Annotated in this window: 21 protein-coding genes and 1 pseudogene; 7 read left to right on the plus strand and 15 right to left on the minus strand. The window is 36.5% G+C overall.

Annotated elements, in window-relative coordinates; all coding sequences use genetic code 11:
• Nucleotides 1-59: 59 nt before the first annotated feature.
• The 3 genes and pseudogenes from RM539_RS05170 to RM539_RS05180 form a co-directional block, all read right to left on the minus strand.
• Nucleotides 60-158: pseudogene (locus RM539_RS05170) on the minus strand (T9SS type B sorting domain-containing protein); the annotation flags it as partial.
• A 142-nt stretch (nt 159-300) separates the two neighbouring features.
• Entirely contained in the window at nt 301-1,137 is an 837-nt protein-coding gene (locus RM539_RS05175) for an ABC transporter permease (RefSeq protein ID WP_311502368.1), read from the minus strand.
• Nucleotides 1,137-2,042 (minus strand): ABC transporter ATP-binding protein, encoded by a 906-nt coding sequence (locus tag RM539_RS05180; protein WP_311502369.1) that lies wholly within the window; start codon nt 2,040-2,042, stop codon nt 1,137-1,139. Before RM539_RS05180 ends, RM539_RS05175 begins: the two co-directional genes overlap by 1 nt.
• Nucleotides 2,043-2,135: 93 nt before the next feature.
• Between RM539_RS05180 and RM539_RS05185 the strand changes: the two genes are divergently transcribed.
• On the plus strand, nt 2,136-3,200 hold the full coding sequence (locus RM539_RS05185; RefSeq protein ID WP_311502370.1) for a hypothetical protein: 1,065 nt from the start codon (nt 2,136-2,138) through the stop codon (nt 3,198-3,200).
• 175 nt (nt 3,201-3,375) lie between these two features.
• Here the strand turns inward: RM539_RS05185 and RM539_RS05190 are convergent, their stop codons facing one another.
• From RM539_RS05190 to RM539_RS05220, 7 genes are all read right to left on the minus strand, one after another.
• Nucleotides 3,376-4,434 (minus strand): nucleoid-associated protein, encoded by a 1,059-nt coding sequence (locus RM539_RS05190; protein WP_311502371.1) that lies wholly within the window; start codon nt 4,432-4,434, stop codon nt 3,376-3,378.
• Between the two features lie 56 nt (nt 4,435-4,490).
• Nucleotides 4,491-4,991, minus strand: coding sequence for an IS1096 element passenger TnpR family protein (locus RM539_RS05195; RefSeq protein ID WP_311502372.1), 501 nt, complete (start codon nt 4,989-4,991; stop codon nt 4,491-4,493).
• A gap of 11 nt (nt 4,992-5,002) precedes the next feature.
• On the minus strand, nt 5,003-6,040 hold the full coding sequence (locus tag RM539_RS05200) for a COX15/CtaA family protein (protein WP_311502373.1): 1,038 nt from the start codon (nt 6,038-6,040) through the stop codon (nt 5,003-5,005).
• A 102-nt stretch (nt 6,041-6,142) separates the two neighbouring features.
• The gene (locus RM539_RS05205) at nt 6,143-7,582 is read right to left on the minus strand and encodes a CCA tRNA nucleotidyltransferase (RefSeq protein ID WP_311502374.1); all 1,440 of its coding nucleotides are present in this window, start codon (nt 7,580-7,582) and stop codon (nt 6,143-6,145) included.
• A gap of 139 nt (nt 7,583-7,721) precedes the next feature.
• On the minus strand, nt 7,722-8,018 hold the full coding sequence (locus tag RM539_RS05210; RefSeq protein WP_311502667.1) for a GxxExxY protein: 297 nt from the start codon (nt 8,016-8,018) through the stop codon (nt 7,722-7,724).
• Between the two features lie 93 nt (nt 8,019-8,111).
• Entirely contained in the window at nt 8,112-8,684 is a 573-nt protein-coding gene (locus tag RM539_RS05215; RefSeq protein WP_311502375.1) for an L-threonylcarbamoyladenylate synthase, read from the minus strand.
• Complete coding sequence (locus tag RM539_RS05220; protein ID WP_311502376.1) at nt 8,674-9,780, minus strand: glycosyltransferase family 4 protein; 1,107 nt, start codon at nt 9,778-9,780, stop codon at nt 8,674-8,676. The genes RM539_RS05215 and RM539_RS05220 overlap by 11 nt, the downstream gene beginning before the upstream one ends.
• A 288-nt stretch (nt 9,781-10,068) precedes the next feature.
• On the opposite strand from RM539_RS05220, the gene RM539_RS05225 reads away from it, so the two are divergent.
• On the plus strand, nt 10,069-10,857 hold the full coding sequence (locus tag RM539_RS05225) for a glycosyltransferase family 2 protein (protein ID WP_311502377.1): 789 nt from the start codon (nt 10,069-10,071) through the stop codon (nt 10,855-10,857).
• A gap of 14 nt (nt 10,858-10,871) precedes the next feature.
• On the opposite strand, the gene RM539_RS05230 is transcribed toward RM539_RS05225, so the two are convergent.
• Together RM539_RS05230 and RM539_RS05235 are read right to left on the minus strand one after the other, a co-directional pair.
• Entirely contained in the window at nt 10,872-12,017 is a 1,146-nt protein-coding gene (locus RM539_RS05230; protein WP_311502378.1) for a CDP-glycerol glycerophosphotransferase family protein, read from the minus strand.
• Nucleotides 12,004-12,948 carry a glycosyltransferase family 2 protein gene (locus tag RM539_RS05235; RefSeq protein WP_311502379.1) on the minus strand — a complete coding sequence of 315 codons (945 nt, stop codon included), beginning with the start codon at nt 12,946-12,948 and terminating at the stop codon, nt 12,004-12,006. The genes RM539_RS05230 and RM539_RS05235 overlap by 14 nt, the downstream gene beginning before the upstream one ends.
• Nucleotides 12,949-13,102: 154 nt before the next feature.
• Here RM539_RS05235 and RM539_RS05240 point away from each other — a divergent pair, with 154 nt between their 5' ends.
• Nucleotides 13,103-13,852: a lipopolysaccharide kinase InaA family protein gene (locus RM539_RS05240; protein ID WP_311502380.1), complete on the plus strand. Its 750-nt coding sequence runs from the start codon at nt 13,103-13,105 to the stop codon at nt 13,850-13,852.
• A gap of 25 nt (nt 13,853-13,877) precedes the next feature.
• Nucleotides 13,878-14,714, plus strand: a complete 837-nt coding sequence (locus tag RM539_RS05245; protein WP_311502381.1) for a glycosyltransferase family 2 protein — start codon at nt 13,878-13,880, stop codon at nt 14,712-14,714.
• Here the strand turns inward: RM539_RS05245 and RM539_RS05250 are convergent.
• The 3 genes from RM539_RS05250 to RM539_RS05260 are packed head-to-tail and all read right to left on the minus strand — an operon-like array spanning nt 14,701 to nt 17,580.
• A complete protein-coding gene (locus RM539_RS05250; RefSeq protein WP_311502382.1) occupies nt 14,701-15,606 on the minus strand; it encodes an ATP-grasp fold amidoligase family protein in 906 nt (301 codons plus the stop codon). The two genes, RM539_RS05245 and RM539_RS05250, sit on opposite strands and share 14 nt — an antisense overlap.
• Before the next feature lie 39 nt (nt 15,607-15,645).
• Nucleotides 15,646-16,704 carry a glycosyltransferase family 9 protein gene (locus RM539_RS05255; RefSeq protein WP_311502383.1) on the minus strand — a complete coding sequence of 353 codons (1,059 nt, stop codon included), beginning with the start codon at nt 16,702-16,704 and terminating at the stop codon, nt 15,646-15,648.
• Nucleotides 16,705-16,764: 60 nt separating this feature from the next.
• Nucleotides 16,765-17,580 (minus strand): 2,3,4,5-tetrahydropyridine-2,6-dicarboxylate N-succinyltransferase, encoded by an 816-nt coding sequence (locus RM539_RS05260; protein ID WP_311502384.1) that lies wholly within the window; start codon nt 17,578-17,580, stop codon nt 16,765-16,767.
• Nucleotides 17,581-17,668: 88 nt separating this feature from the next.
• Here RM539_RS05260 and ruvX point away from each other — a divergent pair, with 88 nt between their 5' ends.
• The 3 genes from ruvX (at nt 17,669) to RM539_RS05275 (ending at nt 19,227) form a co-directional block, all read left to right on the plus strand.
• Nucleotides 17,669-18,076 carry a Holliday junction resolvase RuvX gene (gene ruvX, locus RM539_RS05265; RefSeq protein ID WP_311502385.1) on the plus strand — a complete coding sequence of 136 codons (408 nt, stop codon included), beginning with the start codon at nt 17,669-17,671 and terminating at the stop codon, nt 18,074-18,076.
• Nucleotides 18,077-18,156: 80 nt separating this feature from the next.
• Nucleotides 18,157-18,747 carry a peptide deformylase gene (def, locus tag RM539_RS05270; protein WP_311502386.1) on the plus strand — a complete coding sequence of 197 codons (591 nt, stop codon included), beginning with the start codon at nt 18,157-18,159 and terminating at the stop codon, nt 18,745-18,747.
• A 54-nt stretch (nt 18,748-18,801) separates the two neighbouring features.
• Nucleotides 18,802-19,227, plus strand: coding sequence for a DUF5606 family protein (locus RM539_RS05275; protein WP_311502387.1), 426 nt, complete (start codon nt 18,802-18,804; stop codon nt 19,225-19,227).
• Nucleotides 19,228-19,289: the final 62 nt, after the last annotated feature.

Here is a 19,289-nt window from a genome sequence, read left to right on the forward strand (position 1 = left end):
TTCTTTTTCTAAGCCCCACAAAAATAAGCAATTCTAATGCTTATTAAAACTGTAGAAGCTCAGTTTGCCCTTTTAAGACTGAAATGGCCTCTAATTTCCCTTCCGTTTATAAAGCTTATAGTGAACCAGTAATCATCAGAGGGCATAGGATTGCCGTTGAAGTTGCCGTTCTAAACCTTGCCATAAATATCAAAGAGAATGTTTAACATACAAGCAGCAAGTAATTTTTCAATTCGGTGAAAATGTTTTAACGCCCGATAAAAAATCGGGCATAATTGCTGCAGCAGTAATAGTGGGAAATTATAAATCCCTCTTTTTAAGCAACCAGTAAGAAAGATAAACAAATACAAGAGTCCAAACGATTACAATAACAAGCTGGTACCAGTGTATGCCGTAATCCTTTTCAAAGCCGTAACCCGTTTGGTTTGCGGCAGCCTGAAATGCATTTAGCCTGGTAAATGGTTCTTTTATTAAATTGCCTATACTTTCCAGCGGGAAAAATCTTGTAATCTGATCTGCGGTATCGCTGTCGCGGAAAATTTTCCACTTAAGAATTCCATAAACTATACTTTCCAGTATCCACCAGATAAAAAGAAAGCCCAGTGCGAAAGCAGAGCGCTTTACAAGAATTCCCAGAAACATGCAAAAAGCGAAGAATGCCGTTAATTTTATAAAGTATCCTATTAAATACTCCATATCTGAAAAGATGATGGATAATTCGGTAAAATCTGAAAAAGAAAGCCCCAGCAACAGGGAGACTATAAACAGAAATACCGTTGAAACTGCCGAAAATACAAGAACTGTTAGAAATTTAGAAAGTACAAATTCCTTCTTGCTCAGCCCGTCAATCAGATTTTGTTTTAGAGTGCGGTTACTGTATTCGTTGGACATCATGGAAACAATTACGATGGCAAGGAATAATTTTAACAGGGCAGCAATGTAACTGTTGAAATGCCAGATGTAGGGAAAATTAAATATGCCCTGATCTGCCACCCGAAACTGAATATCTCCAAAATTAAATTCAATGGAAGCGATTAGTGCAATAAAAGTGATAAGAATGAAGTAGGTGAGGGTAAGGATTTTTGCAGACCTACTGTAACGCAATTTATGAAATTCTATATTCAGGAGTCGTAACATCAGGCTTTATTTGTTTGGTTAGTTAATTGCAGGAATTGTTCTTCCAGGCTTTCTTTCCTTTTTACCAGATAGGATAAAAAGAGTCCTTTTTCAAACAAATATTTATTGATTTCTTCGGCATCTACAGGCTCTTTTAAAATTGCAGTCACACAATCATCTTTAGTTGATACCTTGCCGATTTTTGGATGAGCCTTCAGTAGTTCAGAAAGTTGGGCAGTGTCTTTTGCTCTCATTTCAAGGAATCCGTGGCTGGCGTTTATACCATCCACAGGGCCGGTGTAAAGCTTTACTCCTTTTCTGATAATAACTACATGAGAACAAACTTTCTCTACTTCATCCAGAAGGTGGGATGCCAAAAGGATGGTAGTGCCCATGGAAGCAATTTTCCTTATAATTTCCCTTATCTGGTGAATTCCCTGCGGATCCAGACCATTAGTGGGTTCATCCAGAATAAGAATTTCAGGATCGTTAAGAAGGGCAGAAGCAATTGCCAACCGCTGCTTCATTCCCAGGGAAAAGGTGCGGAATTTACTGTTTTTTCTATCCAGTAGGCCTACTATCTCAAGCTTTTCATCAATTTTTGAGCTGGATATATCTTTTATCTTACATACAAGCTTCAGGTTTTGTGTAGCCGTCATATAAGGATAAAAATTAGGGTGTTCAATAATAGCCCCCACCTTTTTAAGCGCTTCGTGTGTAGATTCTTTTCCGTTGAACCAGGCAAAATCGCCGCTGGTTTTATTTACCACGTTAAGAACCATGCCGAGGGTTGTGGATTTTCCACTTCCGTTAGGTCCTAAAATACCATATATGTTGCCTTTTTCTATGGTAAAAGATAAATTATTTACCGCAGTGAGGGAACCATACTTTTTGGTAAGGTTGTTTATACTGAGAATTGTTTCCAAAATTGAAGAAATGTTTTAAATATGACGACTAAAGCACTTCTTTGTTACAATTTTAGCCCCAGAAACTGTATTTTTGGGCAAAACCGAAAGAAAATGCAGCAGAAATTAATGTCGAAGAAGAAACCTTCGTTTCCTATAAATGAACGCTTCAACAGGTATCTGGCCAAATATAACCGTAATACAATGATTCCTGTTTTCTATGATGATTTACTTCGATTTTCAGGTTCTATTGTGGTTTATGATCAGCATGAAGAAGATACATTTTGGGTGCGCTGTTATTATTCCGATAGTGAACGTATGGAAATTGATAATAGCCTGAAAAAAGTTTATACCATTTTACATTCAGATGGAAGTGATGACTCCCTGGAATTTCTTAATATCGATGCGATTGATTACTGTACGTTTGGAAATTCAAAGCCTTTCCGGGTAAAGGTGCGGAATATCCTGAATGACAGTTTCACCTACTTTTATGTAAAAAAAGCTGATGCTTCCCGTGTATACGGGCTTGAATTTGAGCATCTGCTTTCCCCGCACCGTATTAATTTTTTAGTATATAAAGACACTTTAATTGAGGAACATATTGCAGGCATACCCGGAGATGTTTTTATAGATGATCACCTGCCCACTTGTGATAACCGGGCTCAAACACAAATTGCCAAACAGTTTGTAAAATTTAACGAACGTTGTACTGTGCGTTTATTGGGAGATATGCGTTCTTATAATTACGTGGTGATTCCTACCCATGATTTTGATCATGTGGAATACCAGATAAGAGCTATAGACTTTGATCAGCAGTGTTTTGAAGGGGATTTAAAGGTGTATCGACCACAGTTCTTTAAAGAAAATTACAACATGGTAAAGCTGGTTTCAGAGAAACTTCAGGAATCATCCATTGAGCAATACCGGAAGGAAGAAAGATCTTTGTTGGCCAAGCGTATTATCAATACTAAGAGCAGGTATAAAGAATTGATAAGGTGTATGATTAATGATAATGTTTCAACTGGGGATAATGTGAAAAAATTAAGGCAGGATCTTTATAAATATACTGCCGATATGAAATTTAAAAGAGCCAGTACCATGGGACAGATTTTAAGAACCGCCCTGGATTTTGTGAAGCGGAATTACGAAGATATAAATATGAAAAGACTGTTGAGCTGATTTATTAGTAGCTAATCATTAAAAGAATTTGTGGAAAAACAACCACCACGGCCTTCGCCCACCTCTCCTAAAATAAGGAGGAGAGCTATTATCTCATTTTTAAATCATGGATTTTGAATTAAAACCCACAACCGATAATTTTTTTCAACTCTGTACTTTTCAATCTTAACTAAAATCAGCTTTTCTCCTCCTTATTAAAGTAAACCAGGTAATAATACATCTGCTTTTCTTCGTCCCATCCTTTTTCCACAAATTTTTCAGCAGATTCTGCATTTACAAAATCCAGTTTTATCTGGATATTGGTGTCCAGGTTTATCACATTTTTTATCTTCTTCCTGGCTGCTGTAACCGCAGTATTTGCTATAGGAAAGTCTGATAAATCTTCAATTTTGTACTTCGGTGCTTTTTCAACCTTATAATTCTGAAATTCCGGCACCAGCTGCGGATTGTCTATTACAGAATTAAGGAAATTGCTTTCTTCAAATTTGTCATTTTTTGCAAAGTAATCCATGCTTCTGTTCATGAACATAACTTCTTCCTTTTTATCTTCCGCAGGTAAAACCACGTCCTTTGCGAAATTTTTACAGAAGTTGAGGTAGTTTTTGGTGTTGTAATTTTCATCAGCCAAAACATCTACACCCAGAAAATTTTCCAGCCAGTATTTGGTATCATAACGGTTGGAATCTACCGAAAGGATCTTGTAACCTTCAGCCCTGTTTTTATTGAAAATAAGCGCACCTTTATCAAGTTTATTAAGGTTAATCCCTTGCTGCACGATCATATCCAACACGCTTCCTTTTTCTTCAAACTGAAGGAAATCGTGCTTTAACTCAGATTTAAAAATGCCAATAGCCGTCATTTTTTCATTATCCAGCTGCATATTTTCAAAATAAACCACATAAACTTCCCCGCTTTTTATATGTGGGTGAGAGGATTGTTCAAACAGCAGCGTGCTTATTTTTTTTGAAACTTCATGAATTTGGTCCGGATTATCAAAAGCGGCATTGGCAAGATTATAAAGTTCATTAAACTCCAAATCAGCTTCATGGGCAAAATGATAATAGTTTTCTTCCTTTTCACGAAAGGGTTTCAGGAAAAACTCCTTGATAAGAGGTTTAATTTCATCTTCCAGGTTATAAGGATTGGCAGAGAGAAAAATTCCTTCATTCCTGCTCTTGTTCCCTACGCGGTGAATGGAAAGCGATTCAATTTGGGCATTAAAAAGGTTGATCATCTAATTTTAAAAATGATAAAGATGTTAGAAATAGGTACAATTAAGATTAAGCCGAATTAATTCCAGTTTTCATCAAAAGAAAGATTATCATAATCATCAATGTCAAAATCATCATCAAATTCGGCACTTCCTTCTTCCTCTTCAGCTATAAACTCTTTTTCAGGCGCATTGGCAGGAATCTGGCCATGTACAAACATGAGATTTGGATAATCTATGGTGTCTTCCGGTTCGGCAATTTCAGCAAGCTCTACTAAAAAGGTCCACATATTCAGGAAATCATAAACATAAATCATCCTTGTGTTATCTTCTGATAGTATGCTATCCAGGCTGGTTTCATTCATAAGACGTACTTCCCCGCCCATATCAAACTGTGAAAATTCCTCTCCCTGATTCCAATTTTCATCACTGGTATAAAAAGAAGCCATTTCTGTCCCGTCAAAACCAAATGACTGTACAATAGTATTGTGAAGGTCTTCCAGGGTGCTATCCTGTAACAGCTCAATATCTCTAAACACGTCTTCCTCTGTATCCAGAATCACTCTAAATCTATAAACCATAGCTGTAAATTTTAGACTGCAAAGTTACGAACTTTTGTATTTTTTGGGGCATTAAGGCACTCCATTAACATATAGAACTGTACGCCGAAAAACAGTGATGCAATAACCAGGTGTAAAGGCTGGCTGAGGTACGGAAAATCGAAATTGTACATCGCTATACCGGTTGCTATTTCACATATTACAAGAAAAACGATCCAGTTTACCTTGGAAAAATTGAGCTGAAATTTCCTGTTTTGCCACCAAAGCAGCAGGTTAATCACTAATACGAGCATTGAGAAGGAGCGGTGAAAATAGAAGGTGAAATCTGGATTTTGCAGCCATAAGTCTTCAACACCATACCCCAGAGTTTTTACCTGTTCATCTATAAAATGACGCACCTGTGTTCCTATTGCCACCTGGACAAGGGTGAGAATAACTGCTATAATAAGCAATTTCTGAAAGCTTTCTTTGCTGAAATGTTCCCGTTTCCTTTCAGAAGAAATATAGATAAGGTAAAGGAGAATGGCTACAATCACCAAAGCCATTAACATATGAATGGTAATTTTAGCAGGCGCAAGCACTGAATATACCACCGTTGCGCCAAGCCATGCCTGGAATCCCATAAGAAAAACGCTAAGCCAGGAAAGAAGCGTAATGCGTTTCCTGGACTTCCACTTTTTAAAAGACAGAACAGCCATTATTAAAACTGCAAAACCTGCCAAAGCACCGCAAAGCCTGTTGATATATTCCACCCAGGTGTGGGTTGGGTTAAAAATAGCATAATTATGTTTAGTATAATTTTTCCAGTTATCGGGACTATATTCTGCGGAAGAAGTAAAGTTTGATGCAGCCACTTTAAGACTTTCCTCTATAATAATTACCTGGCCTTCTTTATACATTTTATTTGGCTGAAAGAGGAGTTCAGATTCCTGAGTTGGCGGGATGTAATATCCAAAGCATTTTGGCCAATCGGGGCAACCCATTCCGGAGCCTGTCATTCTTACTACAGCCCCCGCTATTATTACCAGGTAAACCAAAACGAGGGATATTTTTACTGCTTTTCGATACACTTATAAAAGATATTGAATTTAAGACCGCTTAGCTATTCGGCTTCATATTTGCTTTTGCCGTTCAGGAATTTATGTTTTTCTCCGGCAGAACCTGTTTACTTTTTATTCACTTTCCTGTTCACTACTCACCGGTTTTAAACCGAGTTTTTCACCTCTTTTAATCATAAAATCTCTGGCGGCATCATAATCATTTGGGATTTCCCCTTCCAGAATAGCTTCTTTAATTGCGTCTTTAATAAGGCCAACTTCCCTTGAAGGCTTTAAATTAAAAGTTTCCATTACTTCTTCTCCACTAACCGGAGGTTGGAAATTACGAATATGATCCCGTTCTTCAACCTCCTTTATTTTTTGCCTCACGATTTTAAAATTATTGTGGTAGCGGTTAAAGCGTTTCGGATTTTTGGTGGTAATATCAGCTTCGCACAAAGTCATTAAATTTTCAATATTATCACCGGCATCAAATATAAGCCTGCGTACAGCTGAATCGGTGGTGTGATCGTCTACTATGGCGATGGGACGTGAACTCATCAAGACCATTTTTTGAACAAATTTCATCTTATCATTTAAAGGCAATCGCATGCGCTTAAATAATTGAAAAACCATTTTGGCTCCCACAAATTCATGCCCGTGAAATGTCCATCCAATTTTCTTATGGAACTTTTTAGTTGGTGCTTTACCAATATCGTGTAACAGTGCGGCCCAGCGCAGCCAAAGATCGTCAGTATTTTTAGCAATATTATCTACAACCTCCAATGTATGCCAGAAATTGTCTTTATGGCGCTGCCCTTCAATTTCATCAATTCCTTCCAGGGCGGTGAGTTCAGGTAGAATGAGCTTTAAAAGCTTTGTCTTATGAAGCAGCCCAAAACCTATGGAAGGCTTGTTTGAAAGAAGTATTTTATTTAGCTCTTCCACAATCCGTTCTTTGGAAATTATTTTTATCCTGGACCTGTTTTCCCGAATGGCATTGAGGGATTCTTTTTCAATCTTAAAATTTAGCTGGGCAGCAAAGCGAATAGCTCTAAGCATGCGAAGGGGATCGTCAGAATAAGTTATGTCAGGATCAAGCGGAGTCCTGATAATTTCAGATTCTAAATCCTGAAGCCCGCCAAAAGGATCTAAAAGGTCGCCAAAATTCTCTTTGTTCAGACTAAGGGCAAGGGCGTTAATTGTAAAATCCCGCCGGTTTTGGTCATCTTCCAGGCTGCCGTTCTCTACAATCGGATTCCTACTGTCTTCGAGGTAACTTTCCTTCCTGGCACCCACAAATTCAATCTCCATGTTGAAGGCGCGAAGCATGGCAGTCCCAAAATTTTTAAAAACCTGCACTTTTGGTTTGTGGGGTAAAATTTCAGAAACCTTTTTGGCAAGTTCAATACCACTTCCCACAGCAACCACATCAATATCTTTGGGATTTCCCCGATGTAATAAATGGTCCCGGACAAATCCGCCAATTACATAGGACTCCAGAGAGAGCTTCTGTGCAGCCAGGGAAATTATGCTGAATATTTTATGATCTAACGCCTCTTTATAATTTTGCACAGTTTTTCTTTTTCATTTATTGCGATATCTGTTTTTCAGATTTTTACCAACTAATACACTAATGTTTATTATTGGTAAAATGTGTAATCTGGATTGAAATTAATTACTTTCTTCATTGGGATCAGCGTTACAAGCTACTTCAGAGAACAATTCTTCTATGGTCCAGTAAATTTTTATGAAAATTCGCCAATCGGCATCTGGACACTTTGAGATAATTGATGCACTGAGCTACATGTTTATCATTAATCGCTTCTACAGACTTCATTTCCAGGATTATTTTGTTGTAGATCACAAAATCTGCATAAAATTTATGATTTAAAGCCTGCCCCTTGTACACTACAGCATATTGTTTTTCCCTTTGAAAAGGGATTCCTTTTGATTTCAATTCCAGTTGAAGTGCATCTTTATAGACAATTTCCGAAAAGCCACTTCCAATATGATTCTAAACATCAAATAAGCATTCTACTATACTATAACTTTCTTCTTTATATAGAATATCTGCCATAATTCGTGAATTCGTGGTAAAAAATTACTTTCTTACAACTTTAACTTTACCATCATTGCTTAACTTGATAATAGCCGATGGTTTGGCCGATTTTTTAGATTGGTGCAAATTTACTACATAGTCCACACCTTTTAAAATTTCAGGGCTAATTTGGGAATAGGATTCCGGAGTTTTTTCTCCGCTGATGTTTGCCGATGTAGAAACCAGCGGTCTTCTGAATCTTCTGATTAATTCCTTGCAAAATTTATCTTTGGTCACCCTTATGGCAAGAGAATTATCTTCAGCTATTAAATTTTCGGCCACCCGAATCGCATCATCATAAATAACAGTGGTGGGCTTACTGGCATATTTCAGAATATCATAAGCCACTTCAGGAACATTTTCTACATATTCGTTCAGCATCTTAAAATCAGAAACCAGGCAGATCAGCGACTTCGATTCTCTTCTTTTTTTAAGTGCAAAAACCTTATCTATGGCATCGGGATTTGTGGCGTCACAACCAATTCCCCAAACGGTATCTGTAGGATAAAGTATTGTGCCGCCACGTTTTAAAATTGCTATGGTTTCCTGTATTTCAGTTTTAAAATCATCTTTCATTTAATACTTTTTTATATTCTGAATATGTCTTTTCAGCCATTAAAGTAGAGGTAAAATTTTTAGTCAGCTTTTTATAAGAAAGAACTGTGAATTCTTCTCTCCATTGCCGGTTATTTGCCAAAGATAGCACATGTTTTGCCAATTCCCGGCAATCTCCCGCAGGAGCAAGCAATCCATTTACCCGGTGCGTAATAACTTCAGGAATGCCACCCACATTTGTACTTATCACCGGTACACCGTGATAAAAAGATTCATAAATAAACTGCGGGACTCCTTCGCTTTTGGAGGTCATAACACTAATGTCAAACTGCGGAATAAAATTGGAGGCATTTTCCATGGAGCCTAAAAAGCTTATATGGCTTTCTAATTTGTTCTTTTTGATGAGGTTTAGTAATGATGGGGTTTCGGCTGTAAAAGCACCAATCTGAACAAAATGCATATCTTTTTTCTGAACATGTATTAATTCATTGGCCACATTTATAAAAGTTTCCAAATCCTTGGGCCAGATATGGTGAGCGATATTCCCAACAATCACAGTTTCATTATTCAATTTTAAATGCTTGCGTAATTTAAAAGGTGTTGTTCCGGATTTATCTTTTAAGCTCGTACCGTGGTAGATACAGGTAAGTATGTTACTGTTTTCTACATTTTTTGAAGCAATGCATTTTGTTGTTTCTGAAACGCATAAAACTCGTTTTATCTTGTAGTAATTGTATTTATAGAGCGTAAGTCTTTTTAAACGGATGGGAAATGAAGTCTTTTTGCTGAAAATAAAGGGAGGTAATTCTGCCAGATGATTGGCGGTCACAGCAATGGCCAATGCAGAGCTATCATGAATATGGATTAAATCTATATGATGTTTTTTGCAGGTTTTTATAAGTCTGAGGATATATCTCGGATCCAACTTAAAACCCAATGGTGCGGGAATAATTTCTAATTGTTCTATGGTTGATAGCCTGTAATAATCGGCTTTGTCATTACAAATTAGTTTATTTGTAATGGAAGGGTTTAAAATGGCCAGTTCCCGGCACAGGTTTTCAAGGTGCTTTTCCCCACCACCCCAATTTTTAACTGCTGAAAGGTGGAGGATGTTCATATATTCTTAATTCCCTTTTTATTTAACGTAAGATTATAAAGGCGAATTTACATTTTTTAGCTGTTTCTATTGGCCTAGGCATTATATTTACATTCATTTTATGAATATGTATGTTTATTTTCTGGGTGGTTTTTGGTTTAATGTACTGATAGAGATTTAAGTGACTACTAAGTATTGGAAGATAAATTTCCATATTTATTAGTTATAGAAATCTGAATAAAAACAGGCAGTTATTCCAGGAATTGGCTTTTTCCGCCCATATTTGCATTTTCTAACACCTGATTTTTAATGAAAGTTGCCCTCCTGATTTCCACATACAATTGGCCTGAAGCCTTAAGTCTTGTTCTAAAAAGTGTGACACATCAGAATTTATTTCCAGATGAAATTTTGATTGCAGATGATGGTTCTACTGAGGAAACCGCAAATGTAATAAGAAAGTATTCCGAAAAGATTAATCTTCCCATACAGCATGTGTGGCAAAAAGATGAAGGATTTAGGAAAGCTGTAATTTTAAATAAAACTATCGCTAAAAGTAATGCAGATTATGTTATACAAATAGATGGTGACTGCGTCATGCATAAAAACTTTATTAGGGATCATTTAAAAAATTCCAGATCAGGAGTTTATCTTTTTGGAAGCCGTGTAAATATTCAGGAGAATTATTTAACAACAATGTTTTCCAAACAGAAGATCGATTATAAGTGGTTTTCCAAGGGGATATCAAAGAGAACAAGAAGTATTTATCTTCCATATCTCTCGGGATTCTACAAAGAAAAAAATCAACTTTCAGGGAAGCTTAGGGGATGTAATTTTTCTTTTTGGAAACAGGATTTTCTAGATATAAACGGCTACAATGAAGATATTACCGGTTGGGGCAAAGAAGACTCAGAATTAGCGGTTCGACTTTTAAATTCTGGTGTGAAAGCAAAACGGCTTCGGTACGCAGGAATTATTTATCATATCTGGCATCAGGAAAAATCACGCGAAAAGCGTATTCTAAATGAAGGTATTCAGAATACAGCTATAGACAAAAAGTTAATTCGCTGTAGCAATGGAGTAGATCAATACCTAAAATGAAATTAGGATATATTTCAAGTGTTTGCAGACAGATATTCATCAATTGCTTTTGCTGCTCTTTCTGAGGCTGTAGATCCTTCTTCCGTATAGTAGTTTTCTGCCGTTATTTGTTCCTGAATAGTTCGATATTTTCCAAAATCAGCAATTGACTTTGCCAGAGCTTCACCAAGTTTCTTTGCTGAAGGAATAACCTCGCCACATTTCCAAAACCGGTAAAATACGTCCCCTGAAAAATTAATATTTTTAGGATTAAGGAAAATGCAAGGGCGGGGAGAAATGATAAATTCGTATATCTGGCTGGAAACATCACCAAGGTAAATATCGGCAGCACATAAATAAGACATATCCACACTTTTGATACTTCCCAAATCAATACGGATATTTTCTGAATTCTGATATTTTTCAGGGATTTCTGAAACAGAATAACCGCCCTTATTCCTTTGAAAAAGGTGTATATGCGGAGCGAAAATAAGGTTGTAGTCCTGATGATTGTAAAAAAAATCCAGTACTTGAATTCCTTCTTGCTTCCAGGAAGAGAATTCGGGATCAAAATGAGGATTGTATAATATTGTAGGTTTCTTATTTTTAAAAAAGCTCTTCTTTTTCTTATTTTTTACGGCATCTATTTTAGGATAACCAACAATAACGGGATGTGGTCCCAAAAGTCCCATATTCTTATATTGTTCATAAAGAAAGCTTCCGGAAAGCAGCTGAAAATCAAAATCCAATTGGCTTTTGTTAAAGGCATAAGCCCGGCCCGGGGTTCCATGCTGAAACTTTATCAATTTCGGTTTTCCTTCTTTTTTGGCTTTTAGAAGATATTTGTGAAAATAATCGGTGAATACAACTGCATCAAAATTTTTGATGATATAGTTTTTATTTTTCTTAAGCCAAAAACCCTTTCGAGGGAGGTCTCTACCCTTAATTTTATCGGTCAGAGCCCTAAAAGCATAAGTGGACAATTCTTCAATTTTAAGATTCTCCCCGCCTAACTCAGCAATGCTGTTGCGTAGTAATTCATGTTTTGCAGGATGAGTAAGAATGCTCACCTCATGATTTCGGGAAAGTTCTACAGCAACACTTATAAAATGATAAATATGATGGAGTTCATCCAAAAATATAAAGGCTATCCTCTTTCTACTTGGGTTATCTGTTTCCATTTGCCGGTTGCAATTTTTGTTTGTGTTTTAAAGATTGGGTAAGTGAAACACCATTTATTATTAACGATAAATATTTTCGGTTTTTCTTGTTGAAAGGTGCTTTCAAAAGAAATTTCAAAAAATTGAAAGAATAAAAAAGAAGATATTTAAAGAGGCCAAGATTTTTCCTGACACTGTAAAATTGAGATATTTTAAGTTCTTTCTTTATAGCATAGGAAGAGGGAGTACTTTTGCCTTTAAGATGGATATATTCCGCATCAGGCAAAATGTAAATATCTTTATTCAGAAATTTGCGAATTCTAAAAGCAAGATCTTTTTCTTCATAATATAAAAAGAGATTGGTATCAAAGCCGCCCACGTAATCAAAGTCTTCGGCTTTACATACTAAAAAAGAGCCTGGAACGGCATCCACTTTTGTTGCTGTAGTAATTGTTTTTCTTCTGGAAGGATATTTCTTTGGGCTTACAAAAGTAAGAAAGCCTTCAGATAGAATTTCACTCCTCAATCCCAGGCCATACAGAAATGTCTTAAAAACTTTACCATGTTCGTTTGAAGCAATACCACCAACCATAGCAGTATTTTTATTTTGCATTAAAAAATTTACGGAAACTGCAATAGTATCTTTTTGGAGAATAACATCGCTATTTGCAAATACATAAAATCTCCCTTTAGCTTGCTGTACCCCCATCATATTGCCACCACCAAATCCCGTATTGATCCTGCTCTTGATTAGTTTTACTTCGGCTGCTTCCAATGAAAAAATAAGCTCTTTTAAACGCTTAAAATCAGGAAGTTCACTTCCATTATCAACTACAATTATTTCATAAGAATATATTTGAGAATGTTGTAATATGGATTTTACTGCAGAGAAACAAAGGTCGGCATTATTGTAATTAATGGTAATAATTGAGCATTCCGGCTTTTGGTTCATTTTCTGCAATATAATACTTTAATAATGGGATGTCCTTAGCTGTGTTATTCCTGTTTTTACTTAACGGTTAAACAGGTTTGTCTATATTTCAAATCTAACACATTTTTTTACTATGTACTATTAGTCCACAGCTACTTTATTGTAGTTTTGTGTTATGAAGCTAGTTTTATCGGAATATTGCCATGAGAGCAAAAGTCATATTGAGGCTCTTATTTCTAACTTTCATAAAGAAGGTGAGATATTAAGTGCAGGCAAACGCAATAGCATTAAGATTTTTGATCTAAAGGGGAAAAAGATAAATATCAAATCTTTTAAAATTCCGAATTTAATAAATACAATCACTTATCGTTTTTTCAGAAAATCGAAAGCAGAACGTTCCTTTGTGTATGCAGAAACACTTCTTTCGAAAGGGATTGGCACTCCTTCTCCCATTGCTTTCGCAGAAAATACTTCGGCTTTTGCCTTTAGAGATAGTTACTATATAAGTGAGCATCTGGATTATGATCTTACTTACCGCGAGCTTGTCACTAATCCCGAATATCCCGATAATGAACAGATTTTAAGGGCTTTTACCCGTTTCACCCATAAATTACATGAAGAAGGGGTAGAATTTCTGGATCATTCCCCAGGTAATACTTTAATTCAGCTTGAAAATGGTAATTATAAATTCTTTCTTGTGGATCTCAACCGGATGAACTTCAGAAAACTTAATTTTGAAAAAAGGATGAAGAATTTTTCAAGATTAACGCCTAAGAAGAATATGGTGGAAGTAATGGCCGATGAGTATGCGAAATTGATTGACAGACCTAAAGAAGAGGTTTTTGAAAAAATGTGGTTTTTTACGCATCAGTTTCAGAAGAGATATAGAAGGAAACACGAATTTAAGAAGAAACTCAAGTTATAGAGGCTAGAATATTTAAAAAATTAAAATGAAAAAGCCTGACTTATCTGTTGTGCTAAGCACCTATAATGCCGTGGAGTGGCTGCAAAAAACGCTTACGGGATATATGGTGCAAACCTTCAAAGACTTTGAAATTGTTATTGCTGATGACGGTTCTACAGAAGAAACAGCTTTGGCTATAAAGGAGCTGGAAAAGAGAATGCCCGTGCCGCTAATTCATGTATGGCATAAAGATGAAGGATTCCAGAAGTCCCGTATTCTAAATAAGGCGCTACTGGCGTGCAATGGAGAATATATTATTATGAGCGACGGTGACTGCATTCCCCGCCAAGATTTTGTTGAAGTTCATAATAAAAACAAAGAGGAAGGTTTTTTTCTTTCCGGCGGTTATTTTATGCTTCCCATGAATATTTCAAAAGCGATTACAGAAGATGATATTGTAGAACAAAGATGTTTCAGGGAAACCTGGCTTAAAGAAAAGGGCCTGAAATCTTCTTTTAAAAACAGGAAGTTGAGCGCAGGAAAAATTGAGGGGGCACTTCTTAATCGTTTTACTCCTACAAATGCCAGCTGGAACGGCCATAATGCCAGTGGCTGGAAAAAGGATATTTTAGCCATAAACGGTTTTGATGAAAGAATGCAATATGGCGGGCAGGATCGTGAACTTGGAGAAAGGCTTATGAATTACGGCCTCAAATCAAAGCAAATAAGATATTCTGCCGTATGTGTGCACCTTGACCACCCAAGAGGTTACAAAACCAAAGAATCTATAAATTTTAATAAGAATATAAGGAAAGAGACAAGAAATAGTAGACGGAGTTTCACTCCTTACGGCATAAACAAAACCAGGGCTAAAGTTCTGTAATTACTTTCTGGCCTGGCGGAATTTCAGGTAGCCTGATAAGATCTCCGAATATCTTATTATACTTTTCAGGATGGAAAGGATGGCGTCCATCGGCAGGGTAGAAGGTCAATTCTCCAAAAAGAATTTTACCCTTTATGTTGTATAAATCAACACGAACAAAAGGGAATTTCTCTGAAAGTTTGCCGGCAATTTCAACCATCTGCTCCAGGTTAGGGGGCTTTGCCAGTTTCTTTTCATAAGCATCAATACCAATTCTTCCCATTTCTATTTTCTTCCATTGCAAATCGAAGTACATTCTATAGGGAGCGGAATCTATTTCCATAGTAACTTCAATAAATTCCGGTCTGCCGCTGAAACAGTAAAATTTAATATCGCTTAAACCCTTATTATCAATTTCTTCAAGATATTTTTCTGCTAAAATTCGTTTGGGAACATCTTTATAGGCCCATTCCATTCCGCCTCGATAAAATTGATTTCTGTTCTGCCATTTTTTTAATGTAAGCCTTGTTTTTAAAGTACTTAGCTTAGCTTTATCCCTTACAATTATATGAAAGTTGTAGCCGTGGGTGGCTTTAAGAACAAATTGCTCCGGAAGATCTTCAATAGGAACGTCTTTTCCTTTTTCATAAACGCCATAAACTTCGTTTAAATATTCCCCACCGATTTTATCTTTTACATATTCCCTTACTTCATATTTATCTACAAGTTTATTAAGAACAGGAACGTGATAATAAGCTTTTAGCCACTGAATTTTTTCATTAAAATCCACCGGGTTTTTAAGATCCAGTTTTTTTCCGTTATAATATTCATAGTAGTACTTAAGATATATATTAGCGGGTAAAAACTTGAACTTTTTTAAGAGCGCAAGAGAAATCTTTTGGATTCCATTCATGATGGTACCTTTAATTTTTTAAAGATAATTGAACAAGGTTCAAGATATCTTAAGATTACCTAAAAATTCAGCCAGTTTTGGTAGAATGTACCTAGGTTTAAACTGATTGTAAATATCGGAAGACTGTTTTTTAAGATCCTTCTTGCTAATATCGTAACTTGATAGGAAATCGTAGAAATGTACTGCCACATTCTGATCATTTTCATATAACGACCAGGCTTCCTTTGTAATTTGAGGGGAAAAAATAGAAAAGGTTGGCACATCTAAAGCTTTAGCCATATTTATACAGCCACCTTCATTTCCTATAACAGCATTGCATCTCTTGGTGAGAGCAAGAAATTTCCTTAAGTCCGGTGCAAAAGCTTCAGGAAAAATTTTGACTTTTGTACGTGCATTACAAAGTTCATAAAGTTTAAGAGCCTTTTCCTTTTGTCTGGGAATGTAATTAAAAAGTATCTGTGCCCCGGTAGTTTCAACAATAAAGTCCATTATTTGAGCCATGTATTCCAGCGGATAGGTTTTCTCATCAGAGCTGCCCAGGATGCTCATCATAATTACAGGCTTATCCCTTTTAAGCTGATGCTGGCGTAAAAAAGCTTCAGCTGCCTCCATTTCTTTTGAGGTAAGATAGATTTTTGGGTTAATCTCTACGGGAAAATCCTTTGAAATTGCCTTAAGCAGAAGCATCCGATTCTCAACAGCAAGACCGGCCTTTGTTTCCACCTTTTTTTTATATTTAAAATTATGGGTGTACAAAAACTTTGTATACTTCTTCCCGTATCCCGCACGTATTTTTGCTCCGGAAGCTTTTGCAATTACTGCCGTGCTAATCATGGAGTACACGTCTAATACAACATCGTAATTCTCACTTCTGATTTTTTTCTGAAAAAGAAGAAATTCCTGGGGAGTTTTGTCTTTTTCAGGATCAAAAAACACCACTTTATCTATGTATGGATTATTTTCAATAACCGGGAAAGTATGGGGGTAAATCAAATAATGTAATTCAGCCTCCGGAAATTTTTTCCGAAGTGCTTCAAACAAGATTGAGGATGTAAGTACATCCCCAATCATTTTTTGTTGAATTACCAGTATCTTCATTCCTACCTATATCCCTCCATAGGAGGAACTTTTTCTTCTTTAATAAATCATACGCGGTTGTTATACCGCTACATCATACTCTCTTAAAGCATCATTAAGAGAGGTTTTTTTATTGGTGCTATCTTTTCTTTTACCAATAATAAGCGCACAAGGAACCTGATATTCTCCTGCAGGAAATTTTTTGGTGTAGCTGCCCGGGATAACCACAGACCTCGCGGGAACATATCCATGAAATTGTTTTGGTTCATCACCAGTAACGTCTATAATTTTTGTAGAACCTGTTAGCACCACATTCGCACCAAGTACAGCTTCTTTTTCCACACGTATTCCTTCTACCACAATACTTCTGGACCCAAGAAAGGCATTATCTTCAATAATCACGGGAGCAGCCTGTAAAGGTTCCAGAACTCCGCCAATCCCAACACCACCGCTTAAATGTACATTTTTACCAATTTGAGCGCAACTTCCCACGGTTGCCCAGGTATCTACCATAGTGCCTTCATCTACGTAGGCTCCAATATTTACGTAACTCGGCATCATAATAACCCCGCTGGAAATGTATGCACCGTGGCGTGCAACAGCATTTGGAACCACCCGGATTCCTTTTTCCTTGTACCCTTTTTTTAGCGGCATTTTATCATGATATTCAAAAATTCCCGCTTCCAGTGTTTCCATTTTTTGAATAGGGAAATACAGTACTACGGCTTTTTTCACCCACTCATTAACCTGCCATCCTTCGGCAGTAGGTTCGGCTGTTCTTAGTTTTCCCTGGTCCAGAAGTTCTATTACTTCCCGGATGGCATCGGTAGTTTCTTTATTTTTAAGTAAATCCCGGTTGTTCCAGGCTTCTGTAATTTTGGCTTCTAATTGATCCATTCTGAAATATTTTTAGCAAATATAACAGCTTATAGCTAAATTTTGGGGGCATAGGGATATAAACCTTACCTTTGGGCAAATTTTTGATATGCCGAGAATTTTAGCTCTGGATTATGGGGTAAAACGTACCGGAATTGCGGTTACAGATGAAATGCAGATTATTGCTTCCGGACTCACTACTGTGGCCACCAGAGAATTGATGCCTTTTCTGGAAAAATATTTTCACGATGAAAGTGTAGAAATGGTTTTGGTGGGCGAGCCTAAACAAATGAATTATTCAGCTTCAGAAAGTGAGGTACTTATTCAGGAATTTCTAAAGAAATTTTCTGAAAAGTTTCCGCAGATGGAGTTAAAAAGAGTAGATGAACGCTTTACTTCAAAAATGGCATTTCAAAGTATGATAGACAGTGGCATGAAAAAGAATAAAAGGAAAGATAAAGCCCTGGTAGATGAAATAAGCGCCACCATTATTTTACAAACATATTTATATAAATAAGAGTTGAAAGTCAAAAACCAAAGGTGTAAGGGCATTGCCTTAAACTTTAAACTTTGAGCTTATACTTTAAATTTTGAAAAATGATTTTACCTATTGTAGCTTACGGAGATCCTGTTCTAAAGAAAAGAGCAAAAGATATTCCTGAAGATTATCCCAAACTGGATGAACTTGTAAATAATATGTGGGATACAATGTATAACGCTTACGGAGTAGGCCTGGCTGCGCCACAGGTAGGGCTTCCGCTAAGAATGTTTGTTATAGATCCTGCACCTTTTGCCGAAGATGAAGATTTAGATGAAGCCGAAAAAGAACAACTGAAAAATCTTCGTAAAGTCTTTATTAATCCAAAGATTATTGAAGAGGAAGGTGAAGATTGGAGTTTTGGCGAAGGCTGTCTTAGTATTCCTGAAATAAGGGAAGATGTTTTTAGAAAGCCTGATATCGTAATTGAGTATCAGGATGAAAAATTTAATACTTACAAAGAAAATTACACAGGATTAGCGGCGAGGGTTATTCAGCATGAGTATGATCATATAGAAGGAATCCTGTTTACCGATAAGCTTTCCAGCCTCAAAAAGAGACTTTTAAAAAGTAAATTAAACCAGATATCCAAAGGGAAAATTAAGATTGATTATAAGATGCGTTTTCCGGAGATGAAAAAAGGCAGATAATCATTTTGATAATTAAGGCAGGGGTGAGATATTTGCCAGCCAAATTTAAAAACTATGGGGTTAGAAAAAATATTAGCGATTTCGGGAAAGCCGGGATTATATGAAATGAATGCACAAACGCGTGGCGGATTTATTGCCACTTCTATCGTAGATGGGAAAAAGATTTCCGTAAATCTGCGACACAATGTGAGTGTGCTTAGCGAGATTGCAATTTACACCTATACTGAAGAAGTGCCACTTGGAGTGGTTTTTCAGAAGATAAAGGATAAAGAAAACGGGGGAGAGGCCATAGATCATAAATCTTCAAAAGCAGAACTTGAGGCTTATTTTTCTGAAGTTTTGCCCGATTATGATGCAGACCGTGTTTACACAAGTGATATCAAAAAAATTATCCAATGGTATAACCTGCTGGTTAAAAACGAAATGACTGATTTTTCAAAAGATACCAACGAAGAGAAAAGCAAGGACGAAGAGGAGTAGTCTTTATATATATTTCACCGGCCGGGCCTGAAATTTGAATTTCCGAAATTGATTCAAAGTTT

The sequence above is a fragment of the Autumnicola musiva genome, from assembly GCF_031846585.1.
Taxonomy (GTDB): domain Bacteria; phylum Bacteroidota; class Bacteroidia; order Flavobacteriales; family Flavobacteriaceae; genus Autumnicola; species Autumnicola musiva.

Bases quoted from the DNA above. Each gene is read 5' to 3' on its own strand.
- RM539_RS05175 (WP_311502368.1), bottom strand. From the start codon at position 1,137: ATGTTACGACTCCTGAATATAGAATTTCATAAATTGCGTTACAGTAGG.
- RM539_RS05185 (WP_311502370.1), top strand. From the start codon at position 2,136: ATGCAGCAGAAATTAATGTCGAAGAAGAAACCTTCGTTTCCTATAAAT.
- RM539_RS05190 (WP_311502371.1), bottom strand. From the start codon at position 4,434: ATGATCAACCTTTTTAATGCCCAAATTGAATCGCTTTCCATTCACCGC.
- RM539_RS05195 (WP_311502372.1), bottom strand. From the start codon at position 4,991: ATGGTTTATAGATTTAGAGTGATTCTGGATACAGAGGAAGACGTGTTT.
- RM539_RS05215 (WP_311502375.1), bottom strand. From the start codon at position 8,684: ATGAAAGATGATTTTAAAACTGAAATACAGGAAACCATAGCAATTTTA.
- RM539_RS05220 (WP_311502376.1), bottom strand. From the start codon at position 9,780: ATGAACATCCTCCACCTTTCAGCAGTTAAAAATTGGGGTGGTGGGGAA.
- RM539_RS05225 (WP_311502377.1), top strand. From the start codon at position 10,069: ATGAAAGTTGCCCTCCTGATTTCCACATACAATTGGCCTGAAGCCTTA.
- RM539_RS05230 (WP_311502378.1), bottom strand. From the start codon at position 12,017: ATGGAAACAGATAACCCAAGTAGAAAGAGGATAGCCTTTATATTTTTG.
- RM539_RS05235 (WP_311502379.1), bottom strand. From the start codon at position 12,948: ATGAACCAAAAGCCGGAATGCTCAATTATTACCATTAATTACAATAAT.
- RM539_RS05240 (WP_311502380.1), top strand. From the start codon at position 13,103: ATGAAGCTAGTTTTATCGGAATATTGCCATGAGAGCAAAAGTCATATT.
- RM539_RS05245 (WP_311502381.1), top strand. From the start codon at position 13,878: ATGAAAAAGCCTGACTTATCTGTTGTGCTAAGCACCTATAATGCCGTG.
- RM539_RS05250 (WP_311502382.1), bottom strand. From the start codon at position 15,606: ATGAATGGAATCCAAAAGATTTCTCTTGCGCTCTTAAAAAAGTTCAAG.
- RM539_RS05255 (WP_311502383.1), bottom strand. From the start codon at position 16,704: ATGAAGATACTGGTAATTCAACAAAAAATGATTGGGGATGTACTTACA.
- RM539_RS05260 (WP_311502384.1), bottom strand. From the start codon at position 17,580: ATGGATCAATTAGAAGCCAAAATTACAGAAGCCTGGAACAACCGGGAT.
- ruvX (WP_311502385.1), top strand. From the start codon at position 17,669: ATGCCGAGAATTTTAGCTCTGGATTATGGGGTAAAACGTACCGGAATT.
- def (WP_311502386.1), top strand. From the start codon at position 18,157: ATGATTTTACCTATTGTAGCTTACGGAGATCCTGTTCTAAAGAAAAGA.
- RM539_RS05275 (WP_311502387.1), top strand. From the start codon at position 18,802: ATGGGGTTAGAAAAAATATTAGCGATTTCGGGAAAGCCGGGATTATAT.